The 15,713-nt window shown below is 69.0% G+C and carries 20 protein-coding genes and 1 pseudogene; 11 read left to right on the forward strand and 10 right to left on the reverse strand.

The window, feature by feature from the left end; translation table 11 throughout:
* The 3 genes and pseudogenes from ABZV38_RS31085 to ABZV38_RS31095 form a co-directional block, all read right to left on the reverse strand.
* Positions 1 to 187: pseudogene (locus tag ABZV38_RS31085) on the reverse strand (electron transfer flavoprotein subunit beta); the annotation flags it as partial.
* A gap of 199 nt (positions 188 to 386) precedes the next feature.
* Positions 387 to 893, reverse strand: a complete 507-nt coding sequence (locus tag ABZV38_RS31090) for a flavin reductase family protein (RefSeq protein WP_356331767.1) — start codon at positions 891 to 893, stop codon at positions 387 to 389.
* Between the two features lie 199 nt (positions 894 to 1,092).
* Positions 1,093 to 1,419, reverse strand: a complete 327-nt coding sequence (locus tag ABZV38_RS31095) for a thioredoxin family protein (RefSeq protein WP_267006731.1) — start codon at positions 1,417 to 1,419, stop codon at positions 1,093 to 1,095.
* Positions 1,420 to 1,637: 218 nt separating this feature from the next.
* Between ABZV38_RS31095 and ABZV38_RS31100 the strand changes: the two genes are divergently transcribed.
* Positions 1,638 to 2,360, forward strand: a complete 723-nt coding sequence (locus ABZV38_RS31100) for a lysophospholipid acyltransferase family protein (protein WP_356331768.1) — start codon at positions 1,638 to 1,640, stop codon at positions 2,358 to 2,360.
* 30 nt (positions 2,361 to 2,390) lie between these two features.
* On the opposite strand, the gene ABZV38_RS31105 is transcribed toward ABZV38_RS31100, so the two are convergent.
* The 5 genes from ABZV38_RS31105 to ABZV38_RS31125 all read right to left on the reverse strand — a co-directional run bounded on the left by ABZV38_RS31105 (position 2,391) and on the right by ABZV38_RS31125 (position 7,033).
* Positions 2,391 to 3,083, reverse strand: coding sequence for a phenylalanine--tRNA ligase beta subunit-related protein (locus tag ABZV38_RS31105; RefSeq protein ID WP_356331769.1), 693 nt, complete (start codon positions 3,081 to 3,083; stop codon positions 2,391 to 2,393).
* 23 nt (positions 3,084 to 3,106) lie between these two features.
* Positions 3,107 to 3,718 (reverse strand): transglutaminase family protein, encoded by a 612-nt coding sequence (locus tag ABZV38_RS31110; RefSeq protein WP_356331770.1) that lies wholly within the window; start codon positions 3,716 to 3,718, stop codon positions 3,107 to 3,109.
* Positions 3,719 to 3,783: 65 nt separating this feature from the next.
* Positions 3,784 to 4,845, reverse strand: coding sequence for a low specificity L-threonine aldolase (locus ABZV38_RS31115; RefSeq protein WP_356331798.1), 1,062 nt, complete (start codon positions 4,843 to 4,845; stop codon positions 3,784 to 3,786).
* Positions 4,842 to 5,609, reverse strand: coding sequence for an SDR family NAD(P)-dependent oxidoreductase (locus tag ABZV38_RS31120; RefSeq protein ID WP_356331799.1), 768 nt, complete (start codon positions 5,607 to 5,609; stop codon positions 4,842 to 4,844). The genes ABZV38_RS31115 and ABZV38_RS31120 overlap by 4 nt, the downstream gene beginning before the upstream one ends.
* Positions 5,610 to 5,635: 26 nt before the next feature.
* Complete coding sequence (locus ABZV38_RS31125) at positions 5,636 to 7,033, reverse strand: DUF6421 family protein (protein WP_356331771.1); 1,398 nt, start codon at positions 7,031 to 7,033, stop codon at positions 5,636 to 5,638.
* A 340-nt stretch (positions 7,034 to 7,373) separates the two neighbouring features.
* On the opposite strand from ABZV38_RS31125, the gene ABZV38_RS31130 reads away from it, so the two are divergent.
* Entirely contained in the window at positions 7,374 to 7,499 is a 126-nt protein-coding gene (locus ABZV38_RS31130; RefSeq protein WP_356331772.1) for a hypothetical protein, read from the forward strand.
* Positions 7,500 to 7,597: 98 nt separating this feature from the next.
* Positions 7,598 to 8,281 (forward strand): glycerophosphodiester phosphodiesterase family protein, encoded by a 684-nt coding sequence (locus tag ABZV38_RS31135; protein WP_356331773.1) that lies wholly within the window; start codon positions 7,598 to 7,600, stop codon positions 8,279 to 8,281.
* Here the strand turns inward: ABZV38_RS31135 and ABZV38_RS31140 are convergent.
* On the reverse strand, positions 8,271 to 8,882 hold the full coding sequence (locus ABZV38_RS31140; protein WP_356331774.1) for a GNAT family N-acetyltransferase: 612 nt from the start codon (positions 8,880 to 8,882) through the stop codon (positions 8,271 to 8,273). The two genes, ABZV38_RS31135 and ABZV38_RS31140, sit on opposite strands and share 11 nt — an antisense overlap.
* A gap of 75 nt (positions 8,883 to 8,957) precedes the next feature.
* Here ABZV38_RS31140 and ABZV38_RS31145 point away from each other — a divergent pair, with 75 nt between their 5' ends.
* The 7 genes from ABZV38_RS31145 (at position 8,958) to ABZV38_RS31175 (ending at position 13,103) form a co-directional block, all read left to right on the forward strand.
* On the forward strand, positions 8,958 to 9,344 hold the full coding sequence (locus ABZV38_RS31145) for a VOC family protein (RefSeq protein ID WP_356331775.1): 387 nt from the start codon (positions 8,958 to 8,960) through the stop codon (positions 9,342 to 9,344).
* 143 nt (positions 9,345 to 9,487) lie between these two features.
* Positions 9,488 to 10,084 (forward strand): DUF5134 domain-containing protein, encoded by a 597-nt coding sequence (locus ABZV38_RS31150; RefSeq protein WP_356331776.1) that lies wholly within the window; start codon positions 9,488 to 9,490, stop codon positions 10,082 to 10,084.
* A gap of 87 nt (positions 10,085 to 10,171) precedes the next feature.
* Positions 10,172 to 11,107: a M56 family metallopeptidase gene (locus ABZV38_RS31155; protein ID WP_356331777.1), complete on the forward strand. Its 936-nt coding sequence runs from the start codon at positions 10,172 to 10,174 to the stop codon at positions 11,105 to 11,107.
* Between the two features lie 33 nt (positions 11,108 to 11,140).
* Positions 11,141 to 11,872 carry a phosphatase PAP2 family protein gene (locus ABZV38_RS31160; RefSeq protein ID WP_356331778.1) on the forward strand — a complete coding sequence of 244 codons (732 nt, stop codon included), beginning with the start codon at positions 11,141 to 11,143 and terminating at the stop codon, positions 11,870 to 11,872.
* Entirely contained in the window at positions 11,866 to 12,558 is a 693-nt protein-coding gene (locus ABZV38_RS31165) for an HAD-IA family hydrolase (RefSeq protein ID WP_356331779.1), read from the forward strand. The genes ABZV38_RS31160 and ABZV38_RS31165 overlap by 7 nt, the downstream gene beginning before the upstream one ends.
* A gap of 79 nt (positions 12,559 to 12,637) precedes the next feature.
* Positions 12,638 to 12,817: a hypothetical protein gene (locus tag ABZV38_RS31170; RefSeq protein ID WP_356331780.1), complete on the forward strand. Its 180-nt coding sequence runs from the start codon at positions 12,638 to 12,640 to the stop codon at positions 12,815 to 12,817.
* 61 nt (positions 12,818 to 12,878) lie between these two features.
* Positions 12,879 to 13,103, forward strand: a complete 225-nt coding sequence (locus ABZV38_RS31175; RefSeq protein WP_356331781.1) for a hypothetical protein — start codon at positions 12,879 to 12,881, stop codon at positions 13,101 to 13,103.
* A gap of 263 nt (positions 13,104 to 13,366) precedes the next feature.
* Here the strand turns inward: ABZV38_RS31175 and ABZV38_RS31180 are convergent, their stop codons facing one another.
* Positions 13,367 to 14,860, reverse strand: coding sequence for a hypothetical protein (locus ABZV38_RS31180; protein WP_356331782.1), 1,494 nt, complete (start codon positions 14,858 to 14,860; stop codon positions 13,367 to 13,369).
* Positions 14,861 to 15,036: 176 nt separating this feature from the next.
* Here ABZV38_RS31180 and ABZV38_RS31185 point away from each other — a divergent pair, with 176 nt between their 5' ends.
* Positions 15,037 to 15,705 carry a DUF305 domain-containing protein gene (locus ABZV38_RS31185; protein ID WP_356331783.1) on the forward strand — a complete coding sequence of 223 codons (669 nt, stop codon included), beginning with the start codon at positions 15,037 to 15,039 and terminating at the stop codon, positions 15,703 to 15,705.
* Positions 15,706 to 15,713: the final 8 nt, after the last annotated feature.

Genomic DNA, 15,713 nt, shown 5'->3' on the forward strand with positions numbered 1-15,713 from the left:
TCAGCACGGTGATCTCCGCATCGCCCGCCTCGCCCGCGATCTGCAGCGCCTGCTCCACCGCATACTCGTCCAGCTCCGACAACAGACCGTCGACATCCTCACGGTCCAGCGTCAAGTCATCGGCGAAATGCCGGTCACCGGTGGCGTCGGGCACGTACTTCACACAGACAACGATCCTCAAGCTCACGCCGGCTCTCCTACTGCATCGTCATTTCTGGGCTGCCTTGATGCACGCAGCATAGGCGCCTGATGGGGCGGATTCCGGTCGGGGCGACCGAGGCTCCGAGCAGAATATTACTCGTCAGTACACCCAGTACGTCACCCATAAGCAAGCGCTTTGACTGTGACTTGGCCGACGCTCGGCGCCCAAGCGCCGCCTGGGATTCTCAGTCCCGCAGCGCCGCGAAACGGCCCTGATGGTAGAGGAGCGGGCGGCCGGCTCCGGCCGGATCGCCGACGACGGCCTCCGCGATCACGATCCGGTGGTCGCCCGCCGGGATGCGTGCCACCACGCGGCAGACCAGCCACGCCAGCACTCCGTCGAGCACCGGCACTCCTTCCGGCCCATTGCGCCAATAGGTGGACGGACCGAACCGGTCGGCGCCACTGCGCGCGAATGTGGCAGCCAGTTCCTGCTGGTGCTCGCCGAGTATGTGTACGCCGATGTGTTCGGCCTCTGCCACGACCGGCCAGCTGGACGACGAGGTCCCCACGCCGAAGGAGATCAGCGGCGGCTCGGCTGCGACGGAGTTCAGGGAGGTGGCGGTGAAGCCGACCGGCCGGTCACCGGCGGCGGTGATCACGGCGACACCGGCGGCGTGCCGCCGGAAGACGGAGCGGAGGAGGTCGGGGGATGCCGTGCGGGCGGTGCCGAGCTCGGGCGAAGCCGTCATGGGGGAGCTGTCCTTCTGCGAGGGAGGCATACGGGGCCGTGGGTGCTCAGGCACCCGGACAGCGCGCACTCGCGTTGCGGGCCAGGTCCACGTGGGCCCGGCCGTAGAGAAGGAGTTCCGACGGCATAGCGTCAGACTGACGATGCGTGGTGGGTGCAGTCAAGCGGGTTCCGCAATGTGGGAGATGCATCACGGTCCGTCACATCGCGTGCCCCAGCGCGGCGACGACATCCACGGTGCGTGGCTGCCCGACCGCTCGGCGGACGATCCGGCCGGTCGCGTCGAGCACCAGCACTGTCGGCGTACGGCTGATGTCGAGTTCGCGTACGAGAGTGAGATGCGCCTCGGCGTCGATCTCGACGTGGGCGACGCCGTCGACCATGCGCGCCACCTCGTCGAGGGTGCGGCGGGTGGCCCGGCAGGGCTGACAGAACGCGCTGGAGAACTGCACAAGGGTGGCCCGGTCCCCCAATTCCGCGCCGAGTTGGGCCGCGTCCAGCCTTCTCGCATGCGTCTGCCCATCCACCTTGGTCCTCCTGTCAGAGCTCTTCGCAAAGGGTCAGCGCCGCGGGACACGGAGGCATTCCCGGCGGTTCCACGTGACGAGAATCTCGCGCCCCGTGCCCCCCGAGACTGGCCAGCGCGACGCACATGGGGCACGATCGGCGCAATGCCGAAAACCTACGGCTGCGTAACTTCCGCCGGGAGAACCCTCCTCAGGCGCAGAAGAAGGGTCTTCCCCAGATGGCAGAACTCGTCTATCGGCCGGTCATCGGCGCCGCTTGCACCATGTTCAAGGCGCTGGACCTGAAGATCGACACTCAGGGTTCGGAGCACATCCCGAAGGCCGGCGGTGCCGTACTGGTCAGTAACCACATCAGCTATCTCGACTTCATCTTCAGCGGGCTGACCGCTCTGCCGCAGAAGCGGCTGGTCCGCTTCATGGCGAAGGAATCGGTCTTCCGGCACAAGGTCTCCGGTCCGCTGATGCGCGGCATGAAGCACATCCCGGTCGACCGGAATCAGGGCGAGGACGCGTATGCGCACGCGCTCGCCTCGCTGCGGTCCGGCGAGATCATCGGCGTCTTCCCCGAGGCGACCATCTCGCAGTCGTTCACCCTGAAGAGCTTCAAGTCGGGCGCCGCACGACTGGCCCAGGAGGCCGGTGTGCCGCTGATCCCGATGGCGCTGTGGGGGACCCAGCGGATCTGGACCAAGGGTCGGCCGCGCAACTTCAAGCGCAGCCACATCCCGGTGACGATCCGGGTCGGCGAGCCGGTCGAAGCCCCCACCGACCAGTACGCGGGTGCGATCACCCGGCGGCTGCGGGAGCGGGTGCAGGAGCTTCTCGAAGCGGCCCAGCGCGCCTATCCGGTGCGGCCGAAGGATGCGAGTGACACCTGGTGGGTGCCCACGCATCTCGGCGGTACGGCTCCGACGGCCGCCGAGCTGCGCGAGACGAGCTGACCCGGCCGGGTCACGGCCACGGCCGAAACGTCACTCCGGGGTGCGGACGGTGATCTGCGCTCCGGGGCTGAGCTTCTCCAGCGATTCGGCGAGTTCGGTGCCTGCGGCTTCGAGCTCGCCGATCGTCATGGGGGCCAGACTCTCCAGCAGGAACAAGGCGTTGACGGACTCTCCGGTGAGGCGGGTGCGCACGCCCTGCCGCCAGTTCCACCGCCGGCAGGTGACGCCCTCGTCGTCGCGCCAGACGACTTCGCCGGGCTCGGGGTGCTCCACGGTCTCCTCACCGCCCGCGACGGTACAGAACGGCTCCTGACCGGTCGAGCGCACCAGCCGCATGGCGCCCTTGATGCGGTCGGTGTCCTCGCCGCCGACCGGGATCAGATGGGCGACGCTGATCGCGTTGTAGAGGTCGACCAACAGGTTGATGCGCGGCAGACCGGCATCCGTGAGAGCCCGCCTGGCGAGGGCCTCGGCGGAGTTGCGGGTACGGGACGGCTTGGCTCCGAAGGCGGTGTAGGTGTCCCGCCACGCGGCGACATGGGGGTCCTCGTGCGGCGCCCGGCCGTCGAGCCGCGCGACGAGCCGTCGGGTGGCATCGTCGAGCAGCGCCGAACTGTCTTCGTTGCTCTCCCCGTTGACCAGACCGCGCGCCTCGACGGCGAGGCAGGTGAAGCCGGGGGCGAGCGTGCGTACGTCGTCGGAAACGGTGAGCGTCGGAGTCATCGGCTGCCTTGCCTCGGGACGGTTCAGAACGCGGTCGGGAGAGTGCGCCACAGCTGCGGGCGGTCCTCGGCACACTGCATGGCGTGCAGAACCGCCGGGTGGGGTGCTGCATAGAGTACTGGAGAGTCCACTCCATTGGACTCCGGTCCGGTCGCCCAGGCCAACCGCTCCTCGTCGAGCGAGAACTGCGCGTCGATACCGGGCTTGTTGCCGCGCGGGTCCTGACGGTCCCACCGGTCCCGCCCCGGCAGGCGCACGGCGATCAGTGCGTGCAGAACGTCCGGATTCCCGTCGTCGTCGGCGAAGCCCTGGTAGCAGAGTGCGGCCGGGATGCCCGCAGCGCGCAGCAGGGCGGCCGGCGCGTGGGACTTGGAGTGGCAGATGCCGTTGCGGGCCTCGAGGACGCCGGAGGCCCGCCAGGTGACCCGCAGATCGCCCGAGTCGACGGAGTGAGCGACGGTGTCGCGCACGAACTCATGGGCCGCGACCGCGTATGAGTATGTGTCGGCAGCCTCGGCGCGGAGGCGGGCGACGGTCTTCCTGACGAGCGGATGCTCCTGGCCGAAAGCCTCGTCAGCGGCGAGATAGGCAGAGATCTCGGGACCTGCTGTGTCAGCTCCATGCGCGCAGAGCATACGGACGCGGCCGACCGGAAGTCGATAATTTTCCGATCGACCGCATATCCATACATCCACTCGCGCTACTTGGCCATCTCTTCCTTCAGCGCGAGAACGAAAGCGTCGACGTCGTCCTCCGTGGTGTCGAAGGCGCACATCCAGCGCACATCACCGGCGGCCTCGTCCCAGAAGTAGAAGCGGAAGCGCTTCTGGAGCCGCTCACTCACCTCGTGCGGCAGCCGTGCGAAGACGGCGTTGGCCTGGACCGGGTGGAGGATCTCCACGCCGTCTACCGCACGGACGCCCTCGGCGAGCCGCTGGGCCATGGCGTTGGCATGCCGGGCGTTGCGCAGCCACAGATCCCGGGCGAGCAGCGCCTCCAGCTGCACCGACACGAAGCGCATCTTCGAGGCGAGCTGCATGGACAGCTTGCGCAGGTGCTTCATGGCCCGTACGGCGTCCGGGTTGAGGACGACGACGGCCTCGCCGAACAGCGCCCCGTTCTTGGTGCCGCCGAACGAGAGGACGTCGACACCGACAGCGTTGGTGAACGTGCGCATCGGTACGTCCAGCGACGCCGCGGCGTTGGCTATCCGCGCCCCGTCGAGATGGACCTTCATGCCCCGCTCGTGGGAGTGCTCGCAGATGGCCCGGATCTCGTCGGGCGTGTAGACCGTGCCGAGTTCGGTGTTCTGCGTGATGGACACGACCTGGGGCATGGCCCGGTGCTCGTCGTCCCAGCCGTACGCCTGCCGGTCGATGAGCTCGGGGGTGAGCTTGCCGTCCGGCGTCGGGACGGTCAGCAGCTTCAGGCCGCCGACACGCTCCGGGGCACCGCCCTCGTCCACGTTGATGTGCGCGGACTCGGCGCAGATCACCGCGCCCCAGCGGTCGGTCATCGCCTGGAGGGAGACGACATTCGCGCCCGTTCCGTTGAAAACCGGGAACGCCTCCGCAGTGGGGCCGAAGTGGCTGTGCATGACCCGCTGAAGGTGCTCGGTGTAGTCGTCCTCGCCGTAGGCGATCTGGTGACCGCCGTTGGCGAGGGCGATGGCCGCGAGGACTTCCGGGTGGGCGCCCGCGTAGTTGTCACTCGCGAAGCCGCGCACCTGCGGATCATGGTGACGTCGCGCATCGGTCCTTATGGTTGCGGGGTCAGCCACAGACGCTTTCCGTTCACTTCCGGGGCGGGTCGTTCCCAGACGCCGGCGATGGCGTCGGCCAGCTCCTTGACGTCGGTGAAGCCCGCGAACTTCGCATTCGGGCGCTCGGCGCGCATCGCGTCGTGCACCAGTGCCTTGACGATCAGGATCGCAGCCGCCGTCTTCGGGCCTTCGTCGCCCCCCGCCTTGCGGAAGGCATCGGCGAGCGCCAGGGTCCAGGCCTCGGCGGCGGCCTTCGACGCGGCGTAGGCGGCATTGCCCGCGGTGGGGTTGCTCGCCCCGGCCGCGCTGATCAGGAGGAAGCGGCCGCGGTCGCTGCGCTGCAGCCCTTCCTGGAAGGCCAGCGAGGTGTGCTGGACGGTGCGGATCAGCAGCTTCTCCAGCAGATCCCAGTCGGCGAGGTCGGTCTCGGCGAAGGTGGCGCTGCCGCGCCAGCCGCCGACGAGATGGACCAGGCCGTCGATCCGGCCGAATTCCTTCTCGGTCTTGTCCGCCCATTCGCGGGTGGCGGCGAGGTCGAGCAGATCGACGGTGTCGCCGGTGACGGTGGCGCCGCCGTGGGCGTACCGTGCGGCGTCGACGGCCTCGGCCAGGCGGGTGGGGTCCGCGTCCGAGGCGACGACGATCGCGCCCGCGTCCGCGAGCCTGAGCAGCGTCGCCCGGCCCGCCGGTCCTGCCGCCCCGGCGACCGCGATGACAGCGCCTTCGAGCACGCCGTTGCCGTTGCCCGTGCCGTTTGCGTTCATGGCCATCGCCTCCTCGGTACGGGCGCTCACGCGGCTGCCCGCTCGGCGTCCGCAGCGGTGATCCCCTTGGTGGAGGCGATCACGTGCTTCAGCTTCTTGGAGAGCGCCTCATAGAACATGCTCAGGGGAAACTCGTCCGGAAGCACGTCGTCCACGAGCTTGCGCGGCGGCTGCGTCAGGTCGAGGGCGTCCGGACCCTTGGCCCAGCGGGAGCCGGGGTGCGGGGCGAGGTAGGCCGCGACCAGGTCGTACGCGGCGAACCAGTGGACCAGCTTCGGGCGGTCGATGCCGTCGCGGTAGAGCTTCTCGATCTCACCGCACAGCTGGTTGGTGACCTGCGGGGCGCGGTCCCAGTCGATCTTCAGGGTGTTGTCGGTCCAGCGGATCACGTCGTGCTTGTGCAGGTACGCGAAGAGCAGCTGACCGCCGAGACCGTCGTAGTTGCGGACACGCTCGCCGGTGACCGGGAAGCGGAACATCCGGTCGAACAGCACGGCGTACTGCACATCGCGGCCCTGCGGGAAGCCGTCGGCCTCCAGCTTCACGGCCTCCTTGAAGGCGGTGAGGTCGCAGCGCAGCTCCTCCAGGCCGTACATCCAGAACGGCTGGCGCTGCTTGATCATGAACGGGTCGAACGGCAGGTCGCCGTGGCTGTGGGTGCGGTCGTGGACCATGTCCCAGAGCACGAAAGCCTGCTCGCAGCGCTGCTGGTCGCCGACCATGTCGCGGATGTCCTCGGGCAGCTCGACCCCGAGCAGTTCGACGGACGCCTCGGTGACACGGCGGAAGCGGGCGGCCTCCCGGTCGCAGAAGATGCCGCCCCAGCTGAAGCGCTCGGGCGCCTCGCGCACGGCGATCGTCTCCGGGAAGAGCACCGCGGAGTTGGTGTCGTAGCCGGAGGTAAAGCCCTCGAAGGTGATGCCGCAGAACAGCGGGTTGTCGTAACGGGTGGCTTCGAGCTCGGCAAGCCACTCCGGCCAGACCATCCGCAGCACAACCGCTTCGAGGTTGCGGTCCGGGTTGCCGTTCTGCGTGTACATCGCGAAGACGACCAGGTGCTGCAGGCCGTGGGCGCGGTCCTTGGCGGGCTGGAAGGCGAGCAGCGAGTCCAGGAAGTCCGGCACGCCGAAGCCGTCGGCCGCCCAGCGACGCAGGTCCATGACAAGGGCGCGATGATACGCGGCATCGTGCGGGAGCAGCGGGGCAAGCTCCTTGACCGCGGCGATCACCCGGTCCAGCGTCGCCCGGACGGTGGCCGGGGAGGGCGCGCCGTCGGCGTCGAAGTCGATCGAGCCGTCCTTCGACTGCCAGGGGCGGATCTCCTCCACGGCATTCTTGAGCGCAGGCCAGGCCGGCTGCTCAACCACCCGCTGGGCAGCAGTTATCGCGCCGGCAGCGGCATCGTGCACAAGAATTTCCGTCATCACACTTCCTCCACGGGAGAACCTCGCGTCAAGCAACCGTATCCATGTGTGGTTCCTTGAGACAAGTGGGCCCCAGAAAATTATCCTGCCGACCCCCCATGGTCACCGCTATTTTTCCTGTCACACCTCTCTTCGGCGACCGCTTCCATCGGCAGGGCGGGAGACGGACCAGCCCGGGCTCGCACATGTGTTCGTTCAGGACCACGCGCGGCGCGCCCACGCACGAGTGACACGGCTCGTGGCGCACCTACCGCCGGCGGTAGGACGGACGGCGTCCACCCCCGCCGCCTGCCGTACCGCCCCTCCGTCGCATCACCCATCCATCAGGGAGAGTCTCCGCGTGAGCATCCGTGCCGTCCTCGTCGCAGCCGTCGTCACCGGATTCCTGCTCGGCGCCGCCGAGATCCAGGGTCACGGCGCCACTCCCCCGCGCGGGGCCGCACACCTCCTCGCGCCGGGTCGCTAGGCTGCCGAATGCCGAATTGCCGCAAGGCTGTAGTGCCGTACTGCCGCGTGGGTAGGAGCAGCACGCGGGGAACCGCCGTCGACGGAAGCGAGATTGCCTTGACTTTTCTCACCATCGGTCATCGCGGGGTGATGGGTGTCGAGCCGGAGAACACCCTGCGGTCGTTCGTCCACGCCGAACGCGCCGGAATGGACGCCATCGAACTCGACCTTCATCTCAGCAAGGACGGCGCACTCGCCGTCATGCATGACGCCGACGTGGACCGTACGACCGACGGCACGGGCCTGATCGCCGAGAAGACCCTCGCCGAGCTGCGTGAACTCGACGCCGGGCAGGGCGAGCGGGTGCCCGTCTTCGAGGAGGTGCTCGACGCCGTGCGCTCTCCCGTGCAGGCGGAGATCAAGGATGTGGCGGCCGCCCGGGCGCTGGCCGAAGTGATACGGCGCCGCGATCTCGTCGACCGGGTCGAGGTGTTGTCGTTCCACGACGAGGCGGTCGCCGAGATCGCCCAACTGGTGCCGGGGGTGCGGACCGCACTCGTCGCCAGCCGGTGGAAGAGCGATGTGGTGGACCGGGCCAAAGCGGTGGGCGCGGCGACGCTCGTGCTGAACATCCGTCGCCTCACCCTGGAGGTCGTCGAGCAGGCGCATGCCGAGGGTCTGAAGGTCATCGGCTGGGTGGTGAACACCCAGGATCATCTGCGCCTGGCTCGCGGCCTGCGGCTGGACGGCGCGACCACCGATTTCCCGGAGATCCGCCGCGCCGGCCGCTTCACCGCGTAGTCGTCGTACGCAGTACCGCTGGTTGTCCTTGTACTGCGTACGGCTGGTCGTCCTTCAGATCCTTGATCAGCAGTTCGAAGACGAGATCGTCGCGCTGCGGTACGCCGAAGCGTTCGTCGCCGTACGGGAACGGGGTCAGCTTTCCCGTACGGCGATAGCCGCGGCGCTCGTACCAGGCGACCAGCTCCGCGCGCACCGAGATCACGGTCATGTGCATCTCGGTGGCGCCCCAGCTCTCCCGGACGGTGCGCTCCGCCTCGGCGATGATGACTTTGCCGAGGCCGCCGCCCTGCAGCTCGGGGCGGACCGCGAACATCCCGAAGTAGGCGGCCTCACCGCGATGTTCGAGCTGGCAGCAGGCGATCAGCTCCCCGTCCCGTTCCACCACGAGCAGCCGGCTGCCCGGAGCCTCGACGACCTCACGGACCCCGTCCGGGTCGGTCCGCTGTCCCTCGAGGATGTCCGCCTCGGTGGTCCACCCGGCCCGGCTGGAGTCCCCGCGGTACGCCGACTCGATCAGCGTGACAAGTGCGGGCACATCGGTGTCGATCGCGTCGCGGAAGGTCAGCTGTCCCGAGTCACGGGGCGGGGCGGTGTCCATGGTGAAGCTCTCCGTTTCTCTGCTGGGCCGTGCCGCAGCAGCGTAACCCGGAGCACTGTGCCTAGGGTCTGGCCCATGGTGCATGTGCTGAGCAGCAGGATCTTGTTGAGCCCGACGGATCCCGAGCGGTCACGGGTCTTCTACGGAGAGTCCCTCGGGCTCCCGGTGTACCGGGAGTTCGGCACCGGTCCCGAACGGGGCACGGTCTACTTTCTCGGCGGTGGCTTCCTGGAGGTCTCCGGGCGCTCCGCAGCGCCGCCCTCGCCCGCGCTGCGGCTCTGGGTCCAGGTCGCGGACGTCCAGGCGGCGTACGAGGAGTTGTCGGCCCGCGGCGTCGCCGTGGAGCGGCCGCCGGTGCGCGAGCCGTGGGGGCTCGTGGAGATGTGGATCTCCGATCCGGACGGGGTGCGGATCGCGGTCGTCGAGGTGCCGGCGGACCATCCGCTGCGCTACCGGCCCTGATCCTTCGACGGCGCGGAAGCAGCGCTTCCTTCCGTCGAGTTCCCGCGATGCGCTCCCCCGTACATCAGTGCGCCGCGTACGACCGACCGGGCCGGGGCATCGACTAGTCGACACCGACGTCGTACGTCCTGGGGAGGTGCGCTGTGCACGGACCGGCGATGTCCAGTTGGCTGCTGATGGCGTTGTGCGGGGTGACGGGCGCGTACTGCCTGCTGCGGATGCGCAGCGGGACGCGGGAGGAGCGCAGAACGGCGCGTGCGGAGGCCCTGATGGGCTTCGGCATGGCGGCCATGGCGGTGCCCGCCGCAGTCGTCACGCCGCCTGTGTGGGGATGGGCGGTGTACGTGGCGCTGTTCGGCGGGGCCGCGTTGCGCGCCCTGTGGTTCGCCCGGCACAAGGGTCACCACCTGCACCATCTGGTCGGCTCGCTGGCGATGGTCTACATGGCGGTGGTGATGGCGGCGCCGGGCAGTGGCACGGCGGCACACGGGGGTCCCCCCGGGCACGGCGGGCATCAGATGGCGCAGGTCGCCGGGGGGTTGCCGCTGCTGACCGGGGTGCTGCTGGTCTACTACGCGGCCTATGTGCTGCGGTCCGGGGCACGGCTGATACCGGTCGCCGCCACAGTGGGCGCGGGTGTCGCGCCGCCCGGGGGCGCCTGGGGCGCACGGCCCGAGCTTGCGCTGGCCTGCAGGCTGACGATGGGGATCGCGATGTTCGCGATGCTGCTCACGATGTGAGACAGGGGCCGTGGCATGCCGTGGCGTACGTCACTTGCCGAGCGCACCCATACCCGTGGGTAGTGCCCCGCTCATAGGCTGACGCCCATGTTGGTCTCCTTGGCGCTGCTGCTGCTCGGTGCACTGGCCGCCGTCGTGACCCCGCGGCTGATCGCGCGGGCCGAATGGCCGGAGCGCGAGCCCGTCGTGGCGCTGTGGGTGTGGCAGTGCGTGGTGGCGGCGGTGTTGCTTTCCTTCGGGCTCTCCATGACCTTCAGCGCGGCCGCCGCCTGGCAGGCGGTGCGCGGACAGGTGTTCGCGCCCGCACCCCATGCCGTGGTGGAGGCGTACGCACTGGCCGCGTACGGGCCGTGGTCAGCCGTCATCGCCGTGCTGCTGGCGCTCGGCGGTCTCTGGACCGGGGCGATGCTGACCCGGGAGATCCGCCGGACACGGCTGCGGCGCAGGCAGCGCCGGGCCGAACTGCTGGTCCGTTCCCCGTTGATGCCCGGCGAGGAGCCCGGCAGCGGCCGGCTCGTGGTGCTGGAGGGTGAACGTCCGGATGCCTGGTGGCTGCCGGGTGCTGCACCCCAACTGGTCATCACCACCGCCGCACTTGGCCGACTGAAGGGTCGTCAGCTGGATGCGGTGCTGGCCCACGAGCAGGGGCACGCGCGGGCGCGGCACGACTGGCTGCTGCACTGTTCCGCGGCGCTGGCGACGGGGTTCCCGCAGGTACCGGTGTTCGCCGCGTTCCGTGACGAGATGCACCGGCTCGTGGAACTGGCCGCGGACGATGTGGCGTCGCGGCGCTTCGGACGGCTGACGATCGCTCTGGCGCTGGTCGAACTGAACGAGGACCGGGGCGTGTTCGGCCCCTGCCCGACGCCGGACGCGCAACTGCCGCTGCGGGTGAACCGGCTGCTGTCGCCCTTGGAGCGGCTCACTGCCGGACGCCGGCTGCGGCTGACCGCGGCGGCCGCTCTGGTGCCGGTAATACCGCTACTGGTGGCCTTCGTGCCGGGGCTCAGCGCGCTGGGATAGGCGGGGCGGGGGTCCGTCCGCGAGGATCACCTCATGCGCTCCCCCTCCCGCCCTCTTTCACCGCCGGACCGCACACCCGCCCCGGTGCCGGCCCTCGGGACGGGCATCGCCTGCGGATCCCTCGCACTGATGCTGCTGATCCTGGTCGCCGTGCGCTGGTCCCCGCTGATGTCGCTGGACCGTACGGTCGCCGACGCGCTGCACCGGCGGGCGGTGACGGAGCCCGGACTCGTCCACGTCAACCGGATCCTGACGGACTGGGTATGGGATCCCTGGACGATGCGTGTCCTGATCGTCGTCGCCGTGGTGGGGTTGTGGTGGCGCGGCGCCCGCACGCTCGCGGGATGGGTGGCGGCGACGAGCCTGCTCGCCACCCTGCTGCAGCAGGGGCTGAAGGCCGCCGTGGGCCGGGAGCGGCCCCGGTGGCCGGACCCGGTGGACTCTGCCCATTACGCGGCGTTCCCGTCCGGGCACGCCATGACCGCCGCCGTGAGCTGCGGTCTGCTGCTGTGGCTGCTGCGCCGGCACGGCGCGGAGCGGCGGGTGTGGCGGGCGGCGCTCGTGGTGGCGTGGGTCTCGGTGATCGGGGTGGGGCTCACCCGGCTCTATCTGGGGGTGCACTGGTTGACCGATGTGCTCGGCGGCTGGCTGCTGGGAGTGGCGGTGGTCGCGTTCTCGATCGCCGGGTTCGCCCGGTACGAGGGGCGTGGGCGGGGCCGCCTTGCCGCGTCGTCCCTGAAGCGGCAAGGATCGGGCCCATGCTGATCAAAGGTGTGCTCTTCGACTTCTCCGGGACCCTCTTCCGAATCGAGTCGGTCCGGTCCTGGCTGGGCGCGGTCCTCGCCGAGCGGGAGGTGACCGTGGCCGGTGAAGACTTCGAGCGGTACGTGGCGGGGCTGACGGCCGCCGGGGCGCTGCCGGGTGGCCCGGTCCCGCAACGCATTCCCGACCGGCTCGCCGAGGTGTGGGCCACGCGTGACGAGAGCTCGGAACGGCACCGGGAGGCGTACACCGGACTGGCCCGCCAGGTCGACCTGCCGGATCCGGGGCTGTACGACGCGCTGTACGAGCGGCACAGGTCAGCGGCGGCGTGGCGCCCGTACCCGGATGCGGCCGGGGTACTGAAGGCGCTGCGCACGAGCGGGGCCCGAGTCGGCGTGGTCAGCAACATCGGCTGGGACCTTCGACCGGTCTTCCGCGCCCACGGTCTGGACACCTTCGTCGACGCCTACGTCTTGTCGTACGAGCACGGAATCCAGAAGCCGGACCCACAGCTTTTTCACATTGCCTGCACGCTTGTCGGAAAGGATCCGACGGATGTGGTGATGGTCGGTGACGATCGACACGCGGACGGCGGAGCGGCGGCGCTGGGGTGCGAGGTGCGCTTCGTGGACCACCTGCCTGTGGAGGAACGACCGGACGGACTAAGGGCGCTCGGGTTGGTTCCATGATCCGGGCAGGGAGACATGTGAGAGATGTCCCTGACGCGCAATGGGTCGGATTGTCACATCGGAGCCTTAGCCTGTATGCATGTCCCGTTCTCCGCGCTCCTCCGATTCCGTGCGTTCCCCCGCAGTGGTGAATGAAGAGATTCGTGACTTGTGGCAGCGCTCCGGCGGATGCCTTTCGCCGGAGGACGAGGAGGAGTACCAGCGGCTGCTGGTGGAGTGGGCCGCGGTGACGGGCGGGAGTGCGAGGTCTGCCGCGTGAGGACCCGACCGGCTGGGCCATTCGCTGTGCAGCCGCCTTCGGCGCGTCGCACTCTGGAGGCATGACTTCTCCCCCGATCGTGATTTTCCGCCCCTCCCCCTCCGGCGGGCGCCGCGTCACCGTGCAGCGTGACGGGCGGGTCCAGATCCTGGGACTGGCCCACTCCGATCACGATGTGATCGTCTTCCTGGAGGGCGCGGGGCTCGATGATCCCGAGCGGGTCCTCGACAGTCCCGAATGGGTCGAGTGGCGGGGCGGACCGGCCCACCGCTACGAAGCCGCATAGAAAACGGCCGATTCCGGCGATCCCCTGCGTCGCCGGAATCAGGCAGCCACCCCGGCCGGCCTGGCCCGTCGGGCACCGGTCCGGGGCCGCGCTGATGACGGACAGCATCAACCGGTCAACGCAGAGGTACAGCATGTGCCCGCGCGGGACGCCGGTCAATGAGGCGTCGCAGCGCTCAACTGCTTGCCGAGTGCCGCCGGGCGAGGATCCGCCCGGCGGCACTCGGCGTGAGCGTACGGTTCAGCGATGTCCGCGCGGCCGGATCAGTGGTGGTCGAAGTAGTCCGGCTGCGTCTGCACGTTGAGCTCCGGCATCCGTACCCGCTTCGCGGGGTCGGTCCGCCGGTCGTCGAGCTTCAGAACGTCGAAGCCCTTGGCGATGTCGTTGGAGTAGATGTAGCCGTTGTAGTAGTACGCCGACCAGGGGCCGGCCGTGGTGACGGCGTCCAGACTGACGGGACCGCGCTCGAAGTACGCGATCTCCTTCGGCGCCGAGGAGTTGGTGAAGTCCCACACCGAGACTCCGCCCTGGTACCAGGCCTGGACCATCAGGTCGCGGCCCTTGACCGGAATGATCGAACCGTTGTGGGCGACGCAGACCTCGGTGGCGGCCTGCGGGCGGTCGATCTTGAAGTAGCTGCGGAAGACCAGCTTGCGGTGGTCACCCCTGCCGACGATGTCGTAGATACCGTCGGCGCCGCGCTTCGGCCCGATCTCCGCGTTGCAGGTGGCGGCGCCACCGCCGCCGAGCTCATCGGTGAAGACGACCTTGTCCGCGTTCTGGTTGAACGTCGCCGAGTGCCAGAACGCGAAGTTCACATTGTCCTGGACCCGGTCGATGATCTTCGGGTTCTCCGGATCCTTGATGGAGAACAGCAGGCCGTCGCCCATGCAGGCGCCGGCGGCCAGGTCCTTCGAAGGCAGCACCGTGATGTCGTGGCAGCCGGTCGTCTTGGAGACTCCCGGGTTGGTGGGCGCGCCCGGGTTGCCGCCGTCCGGGAAGAGCACCGGGAAGTTCACGATCGCGGCCTTCTCAGGCGCCTTGCGCGGCACCTTGATGACGGAGATGCCGTCGTGCGGCGGCTGGCAGTCGGGGAACGTCTCGTTCGGCGAGTACGAGGACACGTACACGTACACGCTGCTGCGCTCCGGAACCAGCGTGTGGGTGTGCGAGCCGCACGCGGTCTCGACGGCGGCAACATACTTCGGGTTGCGCTTGTCACTGATGTCGAAGATCTTCATGCCCTCCCAGGAGGACTTCTCCGTGGCGGGCTGGGTGGTGCTGGCGCACGAGTTGTCGCTGCGCGAGGAGTCGGTGGACAGGAACAGCAGGTTCCCGGAGACCGAGACGTCGTTCTGCGATCCGGGGCAGAGGACCTGGGCGACGGTCTCCGGGGACCTCGGGTTGCTGATGTCGAAGATCCGGAAGCCGTCGTAGTTCCCGGCGAAGGCGTACTTCCCCTGGAACGCCAGGTCCGTGTTGAGGCCCTTGAGCGCGTCCTTCGGGATGTTGGCCAGCGGGGTGATGTTGTCGCTGTGGACGATCTCGTCCACGCCGGGTATCTCGCCGTCCTCGATGGCGGCCGCGGCAACTGCCTCCTGGCTCGCGGAGAGACCGGTGCCGACGGCGGGGTGATCACCGGGGTCGGGCGTCGCGGCCGCTGGTCCGGCCGTCAGCAGAGTGGCGAAGAGTCCGGCGGCGGCTGCCGCCACACCCAGACGTCTGCGCCGCACTTGGGTGGTGTGCAACGAAGTCACTGCGTCCTCCCCTGTACCAATGCGTGGTTGAACGGTTGACTGACCCCGGCAGTATCGTCCTTCCCATGCGTATCCCAACAGATGGCAACAGGAACGTAATGAAAGTTTCCGACACTTGAGATCGCGCAAGCGCGCCGAACGATCCGCAACTACCCCATATACCAATGGAGGCAGCCTTGTTGAAATACCGTCAGGTTGCGCAGGTGCGCAGATCCCCGGTCGTCGCCGCCGTCGCGGCCGCCGTGCTCTCCCTCGGCGCATGCGATGCGGGCAGCGGAGGCCATGACGCGAACGCACGGGCAGGCGGGGGCCCTTCGGTCGTGGCACCGGGCAAGCCCGGGGAGCCCGCGAAGACGCTGTCCGTCGAGGAAGCGGCGAAGGCCACCGTGGACGATACCCCCAACTCGGCCGACTTCCGCTACATACAGCTGATGATCGAGCACCACGCCCAGGCAGTGGAGCTGACGGCCCTGGTGCCGTCCCGTTCCTCCTCCGGCCCGGTCAAGCGGCTCGCCGAGCGGATCTCCGCAGCCCAGAAGCCGGAAATCGGTGCCATGGAAGGATGGCTGAAACACAATGGCGGCGAGAAGCACCCAAGCGGTCATGACCACGCCGGGATGCCCGGCATGGCGACGCAGGCGCAGCTGAAGCAGTTGCGCGCGGCCGAGGGCAAGGCCTTCGACGAGCTCTTTCTGAAGCTGATGGTCACCCACCACCAGGGTGCGATCACGATGGCGACCGAAGCCCTCTCCGAGGGGAACAACGTCCAGGTCGAGGAGATGGCGGGCGATGTCGTCGCCCAGCAGACGGTCGAGATCGACCGGATGCGCGCACTGTCCTCCTGACACGCCGC

Source organism: Streptomyces sp. NPDC005181 (assembly GCF_040608395.1).
GTDB lineage: Bacteria > Actinomycetota > Actinomycetes > Streptomycetales > Streptomycetaceae > Streptomyces.